Below are 17,326 nucleotides of genomic sequence, written 5' to 3'. Positions count from 1 at the left end.
AGGTTTCTTTTCAATAATTATTTTGTATAACTGAAAAATCATTTCCATTAGCACTAATTATACTGTTGACAAGCTCTGCATCTATATCGGTTGAAGCCATGACAAAACTGTTTAGCCCAGATGGACAATATGAAAAAATCTCCTATTCAACCATGAGTGGGAGATTTTTATTTTCATCACGGCAAAAATATACTGAAAAAGTCTCTCTCCATTGATATGATTGAGAAAGAGTAAAAATCATCCTTTTGAAATGCTAATTCACCTTTCTGAACGCTGAAACAGGAGGAATAATAATATGCCAAACCAGCAACAAAAATCTAAAAGTAAATTAAAACCCTTTTTTGCATTAGTAAAGCAGACCAATCCTTCTTATGGAAAGCTTGCCTTTGCGTTAATTCTCAGTATTGTGACCACACTGGTCAGCCTGCTGATTCCATTATTAACGAAGCAGCTTGTTGATGGTTTTTCAATGTCAGCCCTGTCAGGGACACAAATCGGGCTGATCGCGCTTGTTTTTCTCGTTCAGGCCGGTTTAAGCGCTTATGCCACCTATGCGCTGAACTATAACGGACAAAAAATCATCTCCGGGCTGCGGGATCTATTATGGAAGAAATTAATTAAGCTCCCTGTCTCCTATTTTGATACAAACGCTTCCGGAGAAACAGTCAGCCGTGTAACGAATGATACGATGGTGGTCAAAGAACTGATTACAACCCATATCAGCGGATTTATTACAGGTATCATTTCTGTCATTGGATCACTGTCTATCTTGTTTATTATGAACTGGAAGCTGACACTGCTTGTGTTAGTTGTTGTTCCGCTGGCCGCTCTTATCTTAATGCCGATAGGCCGGAAGATGTTTTCGATTTCCCGGGAAACGCAAGATGAAACAGCCCGTTTTACAGGCCTGCTAAATCAAATTCTTCCGGAAATCAGGCTCGTCAAGGCTTCAAATGCGGAGGATGTTGAATATGGGCGCGGAAAGCTGGGGATTTCTTCCTTATTTAAACTTGGAGTTCGTGAAGCCAAGGTTCAGTCCCTTGTCAGCCCGCTCATCTCACTTGTATTAATGGCAGCTCTCGTAGCAGTCATCGGATACGGAGGCATGCAGGTTTCATCAGGCGAGTTGACCGCCGGAGCGCTCGTGGCATTTATTTTATATTTATTTCAAATTATTATGCCGATGGGCCAAATTACAACGTTCTTTACACAGCTGCAAAAATCAATCGGTGCAACAGAACGGATGATAGAGATTTTGGCAGAGGAAGAGGAAGATACAGTTACAGGAAAACAAATTGAAAACGCGCATCTGCCTATTCAGCTTGACCATGTATCTTTTGGCTATAAGCCGGATCAGCTGATCTTAAAAGAGATCAGCGCTGTCATAGAGGCAGGGAAAGTCACAGCGATTGTTGGTCCGAGCGGCGGCGGGAAAACGACGCTGTTTAAGCTGCTTGAACGTTTTTATTCGCCGACTGCAGGGACCATTCGGCTGGGGGACGATCCGGTTGATACTTACTCGCTTGAATCGTGGCGAGAGCACATCGGGTATGTGTCACAGGAAAGCCCGTTAATGTCGGGAACGATCAGAGAAAATATTTGCTACGGGTTAGAACGTGATGTAACGGATGCCGAGATCGAAAAAGCCGCGGAGATGGCATATGCGCTCAATTTTATAAAGGAGCTGCCAAATCAGCTTGATACAGAGGTGGGCGAACGCGGCATTATGCTGTCAGGCGGACAGAGGCAAAGAATCGCGATTGCGAGAGCGCTTCTCCGTGATCCGAGTATTCTTATGCTTGATGAAGCCACTTCAAGCCTCGACAGCCAATCTGAAAAATCAGTTCAGCAGGCGCTTGAGGTGCTGATGGAGGGCCGTACAACGATTGTCATCGCTCACCGCTTATCCACTGTTGTAGACGCGGACCAGCTTTTGTTTGTTGAAAAAGGAGAAATTACCGGACGGGGCACACATCATGAATTAATGGCTTCCCATGATCTATATAGAGATTTTGCTGAACAGCAGCTGAAAATGAACGCGGATTTAGAGAACAAAGCCGGGTAAATTTTGGTCGAATCAGCCAGTAAAAAAAGCGGAGGGATTTTCCCAATCCTTCCTTTTGAACTATTGAGGGGCTTGCGATTTATGGTATACTACTGACGGTACATTGTATAAAACGGAGGGTAGTTGTGGGAAAACACACTTCTGAACATAAAAATCACGCACAAATTGTCCAGCTGCTTCAAGATGGACAATATTTTTTTCATAAAGGCTTGAAAGCGTATAAAGAGCGCAATCTGAAACGGGCAAGCAAACTGATTCAGCGCGCGGTTCATTTGGAGCCGGAGGATTCAGAGATGCTTTCGCAGCTTGCGGTCATTTATTCAGAGATGGGCCAATATCAGGAGTCGAACGATCTTCTTGATTATATCATGGCAAATCTGGAGGCCGAAATGCCGGAGTGCCATTACTTTAAAGCGAATAACTTTGCCCATCTGGGGCTCTTTCAAGAAGCTTATAAAGAAGCGGCCGCTTATTCAGATGCGGATCCGGACGGTGAATTCGCCGAAGAAAACGAAAGTCTGCTTGAATTGCTCGATTTAGGAGACGGCGGGCCGGAGGATTCTTTGTATGATCAGGATGAATTGCTGATGAAACAGGATCGGGCAAAGTCACTGCTGGAAAGTGGCCAGCTTGCCGAAGCGGTTGCGGCGCTTGAGGAAATCACAGCCGATTATCCGGAGCTTTGGTCAGCATACAATAATCTGGCGCTTGCCTATTTCTATTCAGGCAACATCGTAAAAGCGAAGCAAACCGCTTACCAAGTGCTCAGTCATAATGAAGGAAACCTTCACGCCTTATGCAATCTTCTCGTTTTCTACTATTATGAAAGAGAAGACGAAAAAGTGGCGGAACTGAGTGATCAGCTTTCTAACGTATATCCGATGCTATTGGAACAGCGCTATAAACTGGGAGCCACTTTGGCGCTTGTCGGCCGTTATGAGATCGGATATAAATGGCTCAAATCATTATATAAAAGCGGCTTTGAAGGTGACGATACATTCTTTTACTGGCTCTCGTGCTCCGCTTATTTTACGGGACATACTGAATTTGCCGAGACGATCTGGAGAAAAGTCGAGTCGCAATATCCCGGAGAAGACCGCCCGGCTCCATGGATTGAGCGGAGGGAAGCACTTCCTTCATCTGTAGAACAGCGTCTCGCAGCCTATTATATCAGCAGCACAAAGGGAGAAACGGAGCATCTTGAAGCGGTGATACGCTCGAAGAGAATTACCGCTCCTTTCGAAAATCATTTTGTTAAGCTGCTTTTGAATGGAGATTCCGCGGCAGCTGACGTATCAGAGGATGCACTTTTCGCCTATCAAACCGTCAAATTATTGGAGCATGCTGAAAAAGAAGAGATGAAAACAGAAGTCATGAGCTGCTGGGTGTTCCATGTCATCCAGCAAATCCGCGCAGTCGCTCCGTTGAAAAATGCGAGGGGCTGGGCAGCGGCAATCTGTTATATTTGGAAAGAAGCTCACGGCAAACATGATACGAAAAAAGACACAGCGGCCCGATTCGGCATCTCTCCGGCAACTTTGACGAAATATATGAAATATATTGATGATATTCTAGAATAGAATATTTTGAAGAGTCGATTTGTAGAATCGACTCTTTTTTTATTTAGTAGATTATATTAATAAAATAATATCGACAGCTTTTTTACTCATTTAAGAAAAATGACAAACGATGGGCGACTTGACATCTGTTTGAAACACAAATGTAATAAAATTTATCGCTAATTTGTCGAAACTTGATGGTATAATGATTCTCGTACATAAGGAATTAGTGTTTTTTACATATGATGTGAAATAAACGCTATACAACCAGAATAAGAGATGCACAGAATAATTAACCATAAACAACCATCATTCCTCGTAGAGTATGAGGAACGAAACTTGATGTTTAAAATACGATTCCAAATGAGGACAGGTTCACAGTAAAAGGGAGGATATAAAAGTGAGAAAGAGTTTATTGACACTTGGTTTGGCTTCCGTCATCGGGACAAGCAGTTTTTTGATCCCATTTACAAGTAAAACTGCATCGGCGGAAACATTAGATGAAAAGAAACAAAAAATCGAAAGCAAGCAATCTGAGGTTGCTTCCAGCATCGAAGCAAAGGAAAAAGAATTAACTGAGCTTCAGGAAAATCAATCAAAGATTGAAAAAGAACTGAAAGACATTAACGCTAAGGCGCTTGATACAAGCAACAAGATCGAAGATAAAAAAGAAGAAAACGATAAAACAAAAGAAGAAATCAAAAAACTGAAAAAAGAGATTAAAGAGACAGAAGCCCGCATCGAAAAACGCAACGAAATCCTGAAAAAACGCGTTCGTTCTTTACAGGAAAGCGGCGGATCTCAAGGATACATAGATGTTCTTTTAGGATCAACAAGCTTTGGTGACTTTATCTCTCGCGCAACTGCGGTTTCATCTATTGTGGATGCAGACAAAGATTTAATCAAGCAGCAAGAGCAGGATAAAGCGAAGCTTGAAGATTCTGAAGCGGATTTAAATGACAAGCTGAAAGAAGTTCAAGCTGCATTGGCTAAATTAGAAACAATGCAAAAGGACCTTGATAAACAGCTTGATGAAAAAGACAAGCTTTTCGACGAAGCAAAAGCAAGCCAGAAGAAAACGGCTGATGCGATTTCTGAATTAAAATCGGAAGCATCTGAACTTGCAAACCAAAAAGCAGATACTGAAGCTGAACAAGCGCGTATCAAAAAAGAACAAGAAGCTGCGGCTGCCTTGATCAAAAAGCAGGAAGAAGCACAAAAAGCATCTGATGAAACACAAACAGATGACAGCCAAACGGCTACAACTGAAACAGCAAAAGCAAGCTCATCTGATGATGATTCTTCAGACAACTCTTCTAACGGTTCATCAAACAGTTCGTCTAACGGCTCATCTTCTAAGAAGAGCAGCGGCTCAAACAGCAATTCAGGCGGCACTGTTATCAGCAACTCAGGCGGAATTGAAGGTGCGATCAGCGTTGGTTCAAGCATTGTAGGACAATCTCCGTACAAATTTGGCGGCGGACGCACTCAGTCTGATATCAACAACCGTATTTTTGACTGCTCATCATTCGTACGCTGGGCATACGCTTCTGCAGGTGTGAACCTTGGACCTGTAGGCGGAACAACAACTGATACGTTAGTTGCAAGAGGACAAGCTGTCAGCGCGTCTGAAATGAAACGCGGAGACTTAGTTTTCTTTGACACATACAAAACAAACGGTCACGTTGGAATTTACTTAGGAAACGGTACTTTCCTAAACGACAATACATCTCATGGTGTATCTGTTGACTCAATGAGCAACGTTTACTGGAAAAAAGCATTTAAAGGCGTTGTAAGACGTGTTGTTCAATAATAAATAAGACAAGGGCCTTCTATGAACAGAAGGCTCTTTCTTTATTAACATATATACCCCTTTGGAACTCATTTAATCGTGATGAGAAAAAAATGAGCAAAAAAATAGCGTATCACCTTGAGATTTTATAGGATATGGGTAAGGAATACGTTTGATGGGGATTCTTATCATATAAGAAAGAGCCCAAACTTGAAAAGATGGTTTAAGGAGTGAATAGTGTGTCAGAAGAAAAAATATATGACGTGATTATAATCGGCGCGGGTCCTGCTGGGATGACGGCCGCTGTATACACATCAAGAGCAAATTTATCGACATTAATGATTGAAAGAGGAATTCCCGGCGGGCAAATGGCCAATACGGAAGATGTAGAAAACTATCCTGGATTCGAAAGCATCCTCGGACCTGAGCTTTCCAACAAAATGTTCGAACACGCGAAAAAATTCGGCGCTGAATACGCTTATGGTGATATTAAAGAAGTCGTTGACGGCAAAGAGTACAAAGTGGTTAAAGCCGGTTCAAAAGAATATAAAGCACGCGCTGTGATCATTGCCGCGGGTGCGGAGTATAAAAAAATCGGCGTGCCTGGCGAAAAAGAATTGGGCGGCCGCGGTGTTTCTTATTGTGCGGTATGTGACGGGGCTTTCTTTAAAGGCAAAGAGCTTGTCGTTGTCGGCGGCGGAGATTCCGCTGTTGAAGAAGGTGTGTACCTGACACGTTTCGCTTCCAAAGTAACGATCGTTCACAGACGTGATAAACTCCGTGCGCAAAGCATTCTTCAAGCGAGAGCTTTTGATAACGAAAAAGTTGACTTCCTATGGAACAAAACCGTGAAGGAAATTCATGAGGAAAACGGCAAAGTCGGTAACGTAACACTTGTCGATACGGTAACCGGTGAAGAAAGTGAATTCAAAACAGACGGCGTATTCATTTACATCGGTATGCTTCCTCTGTCTAAACCGTTTGAAAATCTGGGCATTACGAATGAAGAAGGCTACATCGAAACAAACGACCGCATGGAAACTAAGGTTGAAGGTATTTTCGCGGCCGGAGACATTCGGGAAAAATCACTGCGCCAAATCGTAACGGCTACAGGGGACGGAAGTATTGCGGCACAAAGCGTACAGCATTATGTCGAAGAACTCCAAGAAACGCTGAAAACCTTAAAATAAAAAGGGCTGTCATACGAGCTTCATATTACGTTACTGGGTTTTAATTCCGCTGTAACAGTTGTGTAATGCTTTTCGGTTATGATTAATAAAGTAATTGACCCCCTTTTTATAATGAATACACTTTTTTGGCACGGATTCTCCAGTTATCCGTGTCCTTTTTTTGTCCAAAAATAAAGACGGATGCCTGTTACAGCAAAATCATCTGAACTCAGGGATGAATATGCTGTAAAATAGAAGAAAAGATTGTCAATGTCTCTTCATTGTGGGAGGCATCTTGAAGCGGTATAATAAAGAGACGATGACAGGACGAGAAGGTTAGGTGACGTACTTGCAAAGAGTGACAAATTGTGTGCTTCAGACGGATGACAAGGTTCTTCTGCTTCAAAAGCCGAGACGCGGCTGGTGGGTCGCGCCGGGAGGCAAGATGGAGAGCGGAGAATCAGTCAGAGACTCCGTCATCAGAGAGTACAGAGAAGAGACTGGTATCTATATCATAAATCCTCAGTTAAAAGGCGTTTTTACCTTTATTATTAAAGACGGTGACCACATTGTCTCTGAGTGGATGATGTTTACGTTTGTCGCTGATTCTTATACAGGACAAAATGTATCTGAATCAGAGGAGGGCAAGCTGCAGTGGCACGATGTCAATGATATTCAAAACCTGCCTATGGCCCCGGGAGACGGCCATATCCTTGATTTTATGATGAAGGGACAAGGGCTGCTGCACGGCACATTTACGTATACACCGGACTTTGAGCTGCTTAGTTATCGATTAGACCCGCAGCATATCAAATAGAAAGACAAGTCAGGGGGGAGAAAGATGAGTGTTAGTGAATCACATGATATTCAGCTTGTCATTATAACCGGAATGTCGGGCGCGGGGAAAACTGTCGCCATTCAAAGCTTTGAAGATCTCGGCTATTTCTGCGTCGATAATCTTCCGCCATCATTGCTTCCTAAATTTTTAGAGCTGATGAAGGAATCAAATTCGAAAATGAGCAAGGTTGCGCTCGTTATGGATTTGCGCGGGCGTGAATTTTTTGACCGGCTGATCGAAGCGCTTGATGAAATGGCGGAAAATCCGTGGATAACACCGCGAATTTTATTCTTGGACGCGAAGGATTCCATTCTTGTCACGAGATATAAAGAAACGAGACGTTCGCACCCGCTGGCAGCGACTGGCCTGCCGCTTGAAGGCATCGCGCTGGAACGTGAGCTGCTTGAGGAATTAAAAGGCCGCTCTCAAATCATTTATGATACGTCGGACATGAAGCCGCGTGATTTACGCGAAAAAATCGTAAAGCACTTTGCGTCAAACCAAGGGGAGACATTTACCGTGAATGTCATGTCATTTGGTTTTAAATACGGTATTCCGATTGACGCAGATCTCGTCTTTGATGTCAGATTTTTGCCGAATCCTTATTATATCGAAAGCATGCGGCCGCTGACTGGCAAGGATGAAGAGGTTTCCTCTTACGTCATGAAGTGGAATGAAACGCAAAAGTTCAATGAAAAATTAATCGATCTGCTGAGCTTTATGCTTCCATCTTACAAAAGAGAAGGAAAAAGCCAGGTCGTTATTGCGATCGGCTGCACAGGGGGCCAGCACCGCTCTGTGACACTTGCCGAAAATTTAGCTGATTATTTCAAAAAGGATTACTATACTCATGTTACTCACCGGGACATTGAAAAGAGAAGCCGGAAATAAGATGGGACAAAAGCCGAAAATCGCAATCTTTGGCGGCGGTACGGGTCTTTCTGTATTGCTTCGGGGCTTAAAGCATAAACCTGTTGACATTACGGCCATTGTGACAGTTGCCGATGATGGGGGAAGCTCTGGCCGTCTGCGGGATGAATTGCAAATTCCGCCTCCCGGAGACATCAGAAATGTGCTTGCCGCTTTATCCGATGTGGAGCCGCTTGTTGAAGATCTCTTTCAGCACCGCTTCAATAAGGGGAATGATTTAACAGGCCATTCTCTCGGGAATTTGATTTTGGCAGCGATGACAAATATAACCGGTGATTTTTTTCACGCTGTCACAGAAATGAGCAAGGTGCTGAATGTAAGAGGAAAGGTTTTGCCAGCTGCCAATGCCAGTGTCGTTCTGCATGCTGAGATGGAAGACGGCCGCGTGGTCTCAGGCGAGTCCACGATCCCGGCGTACGGGCAGCGCATTAAGCGTGTTTTTCTCACGCCTGAACATATTGATCCGCTGCCGGAAACGATAGACGTGATCAGGGAAGCGGATTTGATTATTATCGGCCCGGGAAGCCTCTATACAAGCATTCTTCCCAATTTGCTCGTCCCAAAGATCGGGGAAGAAGTGGTGAAGGCGACGGCGAAAAAAGTATACATTTGCAATGTGATGACTCAGCCCGGCGAAACGCTCCATTACACCGCTGCTGATCACGTGAAAGCGCTCAATCAGCATATGGGCTGCGGTTTTATTGATACGATATTAGTGAACAGCGAAGACATTCCTGACGAAATAAAACGTAAGTACGAAATGGAATCGGCGCGTCCTGTAGATTTTGATATCGAAGAGCTGAAAGCGATGGGGCTTGAAGTCATCAGAGATCAAATTGTAACGTATAAAAATGACGTAATTCGTCACGATACACATAAAGTGGCCTCTCTTCTTGTTGATTTATTGAAAGAATGAAGCCTTGAAATGAGGTGGCTAATATGTCATTTGCATCAGAAACAAAAAAAGAATTAACGAATCTGGAAGTGAAAGACTGCTGCATTAAGGCGGAGCTGTCTGCGCTTATCCGGATGAATGGAGCTTTATCATTTACAAACCGCCATCTCGTACTTGATGTTCAAACCGAAAATGCGGCGATTGCCCGCCGCATTTATACATTGCTGAAAAAACAATATGATGTGTCGGTCGAGCTGCTGGTCAGAAAGAAAATGCGGCTGAAAAAGAACAACGTCTATATTGTGCGATTTTCAGAAAATGCAAAAGCGATCTTAGAGGATTTAAAAATACTCGGGGAGAATTTTGTGTTTGAACGAAGTATTTCGGAAGAGCTGGTCAAAAAGAGATGCTGCAAGCGTTCTTATATGAGAGGGGCATTTTTGGCGGGAGGTTCGGTCAATAACCCGGAAACCTCCTCGTATCATTTAGAAATCTTTTCTCTTTATAAGGAGCATAACGATTCATTATGCGACCTGTTAAATGAGTTTCAGCTAAACAGCAAAACGCTCGAACGGAAAAAAGGCTATATCACCTATTTAAAAGAGGCGGAAAAGATTACTGAGTTTCTGAACGTGATCGGCGCCCACAATTCGCTTCTGCGATTTGAGGATGTCAGAATCGTCAGGGATATGAGAAATTCAGTCAACCGCCTCGTCAATTGTGAAACAGCCAACTTAAACAAAACGATCGGCGCTTCGCTCAGACAGGTGGAAAATATTAAATACATCGATGAAAGAATCGGCCTGGATGCGCTTCCTGAAAAACTTCGGGAAATCGCGCAGCTGCGGATTGATTATCAGGAAGTGACGCTGAAAGAGCTAGGGGAAATGGTAGCAAGCGGGAAAATCAGCAAATCAGGAATCAACCACAGGCTGAGAAAACTTGACGAAATCGCAGAACAGCTGCGGACAGGGCAAACCGTCACTTTAAAATAACCGTAAAGAAAAGGGGAGATCTTATGGTTCAACAGAAAGTGGAAGTTCGATTAAAGACAGGACTGCAGGCGCGTCCTGCTGCTTTGTTTGTACAAGAAGCAAACCGGTTTACGTCAGATGTGTTTCTTGAGAAGGATGGGAAAAAAGTAAACGCGAAAAGCATCATGGGTCTGATGAGCCTTGCGGTCAGCACAGGCACTGAGGTTACCTTGATCGCCCAGGGAGAAGACGAACAGGAGGCGCTGGAAAAGCTGGCTGCTTATGTTCAAGAAGAAGTTTAGGTGATAAAGATGAGTGACTTTCTAAAAGACTGCTTTCAGAAAATCGGCTGGGAGAAAGACCATGTCAGCTTCGATGATCTCCCCCTTTTTCTCAAAGCAATGGCAAACCGTTTTCCATTTGAAAACCGTGCCGTACTTGCAAAAGAGAATTATAACATAACAAAAGAAGAGCTATGGCGCCGCCTGGTCAAAGAACAGCACGGCGGCCTGTGCTACGATTTAAATGGTTTTCTTTATTTTGTCTTGCGTGAGGCCGGATTTGATGTGAAGCTCATTCGGGGAACGGTTTATGCAGGACATCAAGAAGAATGGGCATTAGAAGGAACGCATGCTGCTGTATGGCTGTCTGCGGAAAAAGGCGATTATATCGTTGATATTGGATTTGGCATCAACCTGGCGCTCCAGCCGATACCGCTTTCTGGAGAAACGGTACAATCACCTGTCGGGTCATTCCGAATCAAAGAAGAAGAGACAGAAAAGGGCAGCCATGTTCTGTTGATGGACAAAGGGGAAGGCTGGCAAATCGGTTACGCCTTTACCCTTGAAGAGAGTGATCCCGGTGATTTAGATGACATGAAGGACCTGATTCATTCTCATGAAAAATCTCCTTTTAACAAATCACTTCTTGCCTCAAAACTGACACCGAACGGGCGAATGGTCATGTCAGACCGCCATTTTACGATTCATGAAAACGGCGGTGAGGCTCAAAAAAGTGTCATCGGCCCTTCAGAGTTTGAAGAGAAATTAAATACCCATTTTTTGTAACGTGAAAAGCTTGCAGCGTGTCTGCAAGCTTTTTCTTATGAACAAGTATTGATTACTACATCAAATGCATCATCTGGAACATACAGTTTTCCCTTTTCATATTTATAAGGAATTTGATGCTCTTTAAAGCACTCTTTGGTGTATTCAGTTAGTGAATCTCCAATTTCTATGTATTTCCCGGTATAGTTGGGCTGACATGCTGAAAGAATTGACGTTATTGTCAGAAGCAGCATGATTTTCTTCATCACGACACCTGCCTATTATGAAATTTTTACCTTTATCATTCTATCATAACGAAAAGAAAAAGACCGATTTACTATCTCACCACATGCTATAATGAATTTTGGAATCTTCTAGAAAAATCATCGTGATGTACATATAAGGGGGATAAACGTGTATCGGATTTTGCTTGTGGAAGATGATGACCGGATTGCTTCTTTGCTGGGCGGTCATCTTCAAAAATACGGATATGAAGTGAAAATTGCTGAACAGCTGAATGATATAAAATTGGAATTTGCAGAAATGAAGCCGGATCTTGTGCTGCTTGATATCAACCTGCCTTTTTTTGACGGGTTTTATTGGTGCAGGCAAATCCGCACCATTTCCAATGCACCGATTATCTTTATATCAGCACGGACTGATGAGCTGAATCAGGTGATGGCGATTGAAAATGGCGGCGATGATTATATCACGAAGCCATTCCATTTAGAGGTAGTGATGGCCAAGATCAAAAGCGTCCTGCGCCGCACATATGGTGAATACTCGCCTTCTTTGCCGCAAGAATCAAGAATAATAGAGCTTGGCGGGCTTACGGTTTATCCGGATCAGAATGAGGCTGAGTGGAACGGCACCCGCATCTTGTTTTCACAAAAAGAATTTCAGCTCCTATCGATTTTCGTGAGGGAGCATAAAAAAATCGTCTCCCGTGATGAACTATTGGAGGCTTTATGGGATGACATTGATTTTGTCGATGATAATACGTTAACGGTCAATGTCAATCGGCTGCGGAGAAAACTGGAGAATGCCGGACTGAAAGATTGCATTTCAACGATAAGAGGACATGGCTATCAATTTCAAGTCAATCGGAAGGATGAACCGGAGTGTTAAAGACTTATCTCATCGACCGCTTAGCCATTATTCTATTTTCATTATTAGGGATAGGGACCGCCATGCTGATTGCGTATTTAAGCATCATAGAGAGCGGCGCAGAACCTCCCGCAGAAAATATGATGTACATATGGATTTTGCCCGGGGCTCTTTTAGCTGCCGGTTTTGCTGCTGATTACATCCGGCAATTTTCCTTTCTCACATATATTAAAAAGCTTGCAGAACAAGCCTCTTCTTCAAATGACATTGGGCCGTCTTTGAAAGCCCGAAAGCCAAGAACACGAGAGCAAGCGCTTTGGACGAAAATGATTAACGCACTCGGGCAGCAATACGAGGGCAGGCTCTTACAATATATGAATCAGCAAAAACAGCATTATACCTTTACCAATCAATGGGTCCATCATATGAAAACACCGGTTTCTGTCATTTCCTTAATGATTCAGGAAGGAAAAAACGGAACCGCTTCTTCTTTTCCGACCTTTTTAGAGGAGCTGGAGGATGAAAATGAGAGATTTCGCCATGGTCTTGATATGATGCTGCAAACGGCCCGGCTAGAGGAATTTGCGTTTGATGTAAGGCCGCAAACCTTTGATTTGACCGAGCTTGTCCGTTCACTTATTAATCAGGAAAAACGGCAGTTTATCAAACGGCGCCTTTTTCCTAAATTACATGTGCCGGCAAAAGCCATTCAGATATCCAGTGATCAAAAGTGGCTTTCCTTTGTGGTTGAGCAGCTTCTTTTCAACGCCTTGAAATATTCAAAGCAAGGTGTGGGCGACCATATTACAATTCGGATTGAAACAGAGGGACATGAGACGTGCCTGTCGGTTGCTGATGAAGGAATCGGCATACCGCCGCAGGATCTGCCGCGGATTTATGACGCGTTTTTTACCGGGGAAAACGGACGAAGTATGACAGAGGCAACGGGAATGGGTCTTTATTTAGCAAAACAGGTGTGCAGCCGGCTTGGCCATAAGCTTTATGCGGAATCAAAAGAAGGTGCTGGCACCGTAATGACGATCGTGTTTTCAAGTGACACCCTAGTGAATGTGACAGCATTGTAAGGTTGGAGAGCAGATTTGAAAGAAAGTTCGATGGGAGGCTGCTGACTTCCTTTTTATAATAAAGAAAAAGGAGGAGCAGAACATGAACGTGTTACAAACAACGAACCTGTCAAAAACGTACTATTCAAATAAAGGAACGATATCATACCAAGCGCTCAGCGATTTTGATCTCAGTGTGGCGAAAGGGGAATTTGTCGGGATTATGGGGCCGTCGGGAAGCGGAAAAACCACGCTCCTGAATTTGCTGGCCACCATTGATAAGCCGACCCAGGGCGAGATGATGATTAACGGCATTCAGCCGAAAACGTTAAAGGATCAAGACCTGGCTCTGTTTCGCAGAAGAGAACTCGGGTTCGTCTTTCAGGATTTTAATCTGCTTGATACGCTGACGATTCGGGAAAATATTCTGCTGCCGCTCGCATTGGACAAGGTAAAGCTGAGAGAAATGGAAGCCCGCTTGGAAGAACTGGCGGATACGCTGCAAATCAAGCATATTCTCGACCACAGGACATACGAGGTGTCAGGCGGACAGCAGCAGAGAGCGGCCTGTGCCAGAGCGATTATTCACAATCCGGCGCTCATTCTTGCCGATGAACCGACAGGAAACCTTGATTCAAAATCGGCTAAACAAGTAATGAACACCCTGGCTCAGCTGAATGAAGAAAAGGAAGCGACGATTTTATTGGTCACGCATGATGCCACAGCGGCAAGTTTCTGTAAACGGATTGTGTTTATTAAAGACGGCCGTTTCTTTTCAGAAATTCACAGAGGGACAAACCGGCAGGTGTTTTATCAAAGTATATTGGATACCTTGAGTGTGTTGGGAGGCGATTTTCATGAATTTGAGAACCATCGCCCGTAAAAACATTCTTGGGAATCTGCAAAGATATGTCGCCTACTTTTTAAGCTGTGTGTTTGCCGTTTCGGTGTTTTTTGTCTTCACATCTTTTATTTTTCACCCTGATGTCAATGAAGACAATATATATGGCGGAAGCCTTGTCAAAACGTGCTTGAGCGCAGCTCTTGTCGTTATCATTGTGTTTTGTGTATTTTTCATCTCATATTCGAACTCTGCATTTTTGCAGGCGAGAAAGAAAGAGTTTGGGCTGCTGACGCTGTTCGGAACATCAAAGCAGCAGCTTCGCAAAATGATTTATTATGAGCAGTCCCTCATTTCTCTTGCGGCGATTGCGGCCGGCATTGGAGCAGGGCTGTTATTTTCAAAACTGTTTTTTATGATTATGACATGGATGCTCAGCGTGAAGGTGCCAATTTCGTTTGCCATTGTGCCGAAAGCGTTTGTGATGACTGTTGCGGGCTTTCTCATCCTGTTTCAGACGCTGCTCATTTTATCGCTGGGCCGGATTCGCAAGCTGGAAATCATTGAGCTGATTAAATCGGCCCGAAAGCCGAAAAGCTTGCCGGCTTATTCAAAGTGGCTCACTGTGCTGTCCTTGTTATGTCTGGCTGGCGGTTATTATCTGTCTGCCACGGCGAATGCAATTGATATGGTATTTCGTGTCTTTCCGATTTTAATTTTAGTGTTAATCGGGACGTATTTCTTTTTTACACAAAGCAGTGTGGCGTTTTTCCGCATCCTGTACAGAAAGAAACACAGCTTTTATAAAGGAACGAATATCATTGTCCGTTCCAACATGATCTTCAGGCTGAAGGATCATGCTCGAATGCTGTTTTTAACCTCTGTCATTACGGCGGTCATTTTAACCGCTACAGGTGTTATCTATATGTTTTATGCTGATTTAGAAAGACAAGAGGAGCAAAGCATTCCCCAATCTGTTGCCTGGGTAGAAAAAGACGCTTCCAGCTTTCAGGTGATGAAGCCTGAGACGGCTGAGAATACATTGAAAAAAGCTGATGCTGACATCAAGTATAAGGTAAATGCCACAGGAATTCCTGTCACTTTTCAATCAGACTCGCCATATGGGAACAGGAAAGCGGAAGCGGAGGCCTTGCTGATTTCAGAGAAAATCTATAATCAAGTCGCAAAGGAAAAAGGTTTCCCTGTTATTCATTTACAAGAAAATGAAGCGTTTATCAATGTTCCTTTTCAAATGATGGTGAAAGATACATTTGGAGAAGGGGAAACAGCAGCATTTCATATAAAGTCAGGAAAAACACTTTCCTACGTCATGAAAAAGCAGCAGAACAAAGGGATATTGATGTCAGTCGAGGGAGTCAGCCGTTTATTGGTTGTCAGTGAAAAGAGCTTTGACAGCCTGACACATGATGTGCCGCTGAAGGAACAGATGAGAGTGGTAGGTTATGAGCTTGAGCATTGGCAGAAGGCGGTGGATGTCTCTGAAAAGCTTGAAAACATGGTGCCGAAAGAACATACATCTGATTTTCAAACGCGTGCACCCAGTTATCAAATTGTGAAGCAGGGAGTCGCATTAATGCTGTTTATCGGTCTGTTTGTCAGCGTGCTGTTTTTTATCGTTCAAGGAAGTATGCTGTATTTGCGGATGTTTACTGAAATAGAAGATACGAGAGTGCAAGTTTTAGCATTAAAGAGAATAGGGATTACGGACAAAGAGATTCACTCCATCCTCGGAAAACAAATTGGATTTTTGTTCTTCATCCCATTTATCGCGGGCACCATTCACGCCGGCTTTGCGTATGCGGCGTTAAGCAACATGCTGAATTCCAACTTATTTCTTGAGGCCGTGATTGTCATCTTCATTTATTTTGTGTTCCAGGCTGTTTATTATATCGTGACTCGTCATATTTATAAGCGTGCTGTTCTCCAGCATATGTAATATGAAATCCGGTCTGGATCAGACCGGATTTTTGATTTATTGAAATTCTCTTGTCAGATTTTTCGGTGTATTCCCTTGGATGGCCGCGACCATGTTTTTGGCAGCCTGTTTACACATATTGAAGCGTACTTTCGCTGTTGCTGAGCCGATATGCGGCAGTAAAGTCACATTATCTAGCTTCAAAAGGGGGTTGTCTTTTGCGACAGGTTCTTCCTCGTACACGTCTAAGCCGGCTCCCCTAATCCAGCCTTCCTGAAGGGCGCGAATCAGTGCTTTTTCATCAACCGTCTTTCCCCGGGAAATATTGACGAAAATTGCTGAATCCTTCATCTTCTTAAATTCGCGTTCCCCTATCATGTGATACGTTTCATCAGTCAGCGGTGTGATGAGCAGAATAAAATCAGATTGTTCGAGCAATGTATCAAGCTCAGCGTACTTGACGCCGATGCTGTCTTCAATTTCTTGTTTGCGATGGCGGTTATGATAAAGCACGTCCATATCGAAGCCGAATTTGGCGCGTCTTGCAGCTTGTTCGCCGATTCTGCCCATGCCGATAATGCCTAACGTCTGATGATGAACATCAATGCCGAAAAGCGCTTCCTCCTCAACGGTTCCCCATTTTCCGGCTCTGACGAAACGGTCCAGTTCGGCAACACGTCTGGCGGAAGATAGAATCAGAGAAAAGGCCAGATCCGCAACTGTGTCATCCAGTGTATAAGGTGTATGAGTGCCGACGACACCTCTTTCTCTCATGGCTTCTATGTCGAAGTTATCATACCCAACGGATTGATTGCTGACCACTTTGAGCTTAGGCGCATGTTCAAGCAGTTCACGATTGATTGACGGTCCGGATGTTCCTGAAGTTAAAAGCCCTTCAGCATCTTTTAATTTTTCAAAAAGCACGTCATTCGGAAGCGTATCCTCCTGCCATATTTCAAAACGGCAATGTTCACCGATGAATGCTTGAATCTCTTCAGGAATCGGTTTTGTGATAAATACAAATGGTTTCAACAAGGCTCCCCCTTTATGGCTGTTGTCTCTTTCATTATATCGGAAATAAATAGATGTTAAAAATATAGCTGCGTTCAT

At 43.6% G+C, this 17,326-nt stretch carries 16 protein-coding genes; 14 read left to right on the top strand and 2 right to left on the bottom strand.

Annotated elements, in window-relative coordinates:
* Window positions 1-295: 295 nt before the first annotated feature.
* The 10 genes from bmrA (at window position 296) to CVV77_RS20365 (ending at window position 11,289) form a co-directional block, all read left to right on the top strand.
* The gene (gene bmrA, locus CVV77_RS20410) at window positions 296-2,065 is read left to right on the top strand and encodes a multidrug resistance ABC transporter ATP-binding protein/permease BmrA (RefSeq protein WP_100276367.1); all 1,770 of its coding nucleotides are present in this window, start codon (window positions 296-298) and stop codon (window positions 2,063-2,065) included.
* A gap of 125 nt (window positions 2,066-2,190) precedes the next feature.
* Window positions 2,191-3,645 carry a tetratricopeptide repeat protein gene (locus CVV77_RS20405; RefSeq protein WP_100276366.1) on the top strand — a complete coding sequence of 485 codons (1,455 nt, stop codon included), beginning with the start codon at window positions 2,191-2,193 and terminating at the stop codon, window positions 3,643-3,645.
* Between the two features lie 379 nt (window positions 3,646-4,024).
* Window positions 4,025-5,437 carry a peptidoglycan DL-endopeptidase CwlO gene (gene cwlO, locus CVV77_RS20400; protein WP_003235375.1) on the top strand — a complete coding sequence of 471 codons (1,413 nt, stop codon included), beginning with the start codon at window positions 4,025-4,027 and terminating at the stop codon, window positions 5,435-5,437.
* Window positions 5,438-5,655: 218 nt separating this feature from the next.
* Window positions 5,656-6,606, top strand: coding sequence for a thioredoxin-disulfide reductase (gene trxB, locus CVV77_RS20395; RefSeq protein WP_003228139.1), 951 nt, complete (start codon window positions 5,656-5,658; stop codon window positions 6,604-6,606).
* 319 nt (window positions 6,607-6,925) lie between these two features.
* Window positions 6,926-7,402, top strand: a complete 477-nt coding sequence (locus CVV77_RS20390; RefSeq protein WP_014481002.1) for an 8-oxo-dGTP diphosphatase — start codon at window positions 6,926-6,928, stop codon at window positions 7,400-7,402.
* 24 nt (window positions 7,403-7,426) lie between these two features.
* Window positions 7,427-8,314, top strand: coding sequence for an RNase adapter RapZ (gene rapZ, locus CVV77_RS20385; RefSeq protein WP_003235371.1), 888 nt, complete (start codon window positions 7,427-7,429; stop codon window positions 8,312-8,314).
* 1 nt (window position 8,315) lies between these two features.
* Complete coding sequence (gene mgfK, locus CVV77_RS20380; RefSeq protein WP_032731799.1) at window positions 8,316-9,269, top strand: gluconeogenesis morphogenetic factor; 954 nt, start codon at window positions 8,316-8,318, stop codon at window positions 9,267-9,269.
* A gap of 23 nt (window positions 9,270-9,292) precedes the next feature.
* A complete protein-coding gene (gene whiA / locus CVV77_RS20375) occupies window positions 9,293-10,243 on the top strand; it encodes a DNA-binding protein WhiA (RefSeq protein WP_003235366.1) in 951 nt (316 codons plus the stop codon).
* A 23-nt stretch (window positions 10,244-10,266) separates the two neighbouring features.
* Entirely contained in the window at window positions 10,267-10,524 is a 258-nt protein-coding gene (locus CVV77_RS20370) for an HPr family phosphocarrier protein (protein WP_003219835.1), read from the top strand.
* Window positions 10,525-11,289 carry an arylamine N-acetyltransferase family protein gene (locus CVV77_RS20365; RefSeq protein ID WP_100276365.1) on the top strand — a complete coding sequence of 255 codons (765 nt, stop codon included), beginning with the start codon at window positions 10,525-10,527 and terminating at the stop codon, window positions 11,287-11,289.
* 35 nt (window positions 11,290-11,324) lie between these two features.
* Here the strand turns inward: CVV77_RS20365 and CVV77_RS20360 are convergent, their stop codons facing one another.
* Entirely contained in the window at window positions 11,325-11,534 is a 210-nt protein-coding gene (locus tag CVV77_RS20360; protein WP_084993525.1) for a hypothetical protein, read from the bottom strand.
* Between the two features lie 148 nt (window positions 11,535-11,682).
* On the opposite strand from CVV77_RS20360, the gene psdR reads away from it, so the two are divergent.
* From psdR to psdB, 4 genes are all read left to right on the top strand, one after another.
* Window positions 11,683-12,396, top strand: a complete 714-nt coding sequence (gene psdR / locus CVV77_RS20355; protein ID WP_100276364.1) for a two-component system response regulator PsdR — start codon at window positions 11,683-11,685, stop codon at window positions 12,394-12,396.
* Complete coding sequence (locus CVV77_RS20350) at window positions 12,390-13,460, top strand: HAMP domain-containing histidine kinase (RefSeq protein ID WP_100276363.1); 1,071 nt, start codon at window positions 12,390-12,392, stop codon at window positions 13,458-13,460. Before psdR ends, CVV77_RS20350 begins: the two co-directional genes overlap by 7 nt.
* Window positions 13,461-13,542: 82 nt before the next feature.
* Window positions 13,543-14,322: a lantibiotic ABC transporter ATP-binding protein PsdA gene (gene psdA, locus CVV77_RS20345; RefSeq protein ID WP_088112021.1), complete on the top strand. Its 780-nt coding sequence runs from the start codon at window positions 13,543-13,545 to the stop codon at window positions 14,320-14,322.
* Entirely contained in the window at window positions 14,297-16,237 is a 1,941-nt protein-coding gene (psdB, locus tag CVV77_RS20340; RefSeq protein ID WP_100276362.1) for a lantibiotic ABC transporter permease PsdB, read from the top strand. Before psdA ends, psdB begins: the two co-directional genes overlap by 26 nt.
* 36 nt (window positions 16,238-16,273) lie before the next feature.
* On the opposite strand, the gene CVV77_RS20335 is transcribed toward psdB, so the two are convergent.
* Complete coding sequence (locus CVV77_RS20335) at window positions 16,274-17,251, bottom strand: 2-hydroxyacid dehydrogenase (protein ID WP_100276410.1); 978 nt, start codon at window positions 17,249-17,251, stop codon at window positions 16,274-16,276.
* Between the last annotated feature and the right edge of the window lie 75 nt (window positions 17,252-17,326).

Origin of the sequence: Bacillus sp. SN1 (genome assembly GCF_002796895.1) — a bacterium.
Lineage (GTDB): Bacteria > Bacillota > Bacilli > Bacillales > Bacillaceae > Bacillus > Bacillus inaquosorum.
The sequence above is the reverse complement of the archived record's forward strand: the minus strand, read 5'-3'. Positions and strand labels throughout refer to the sequence as shown.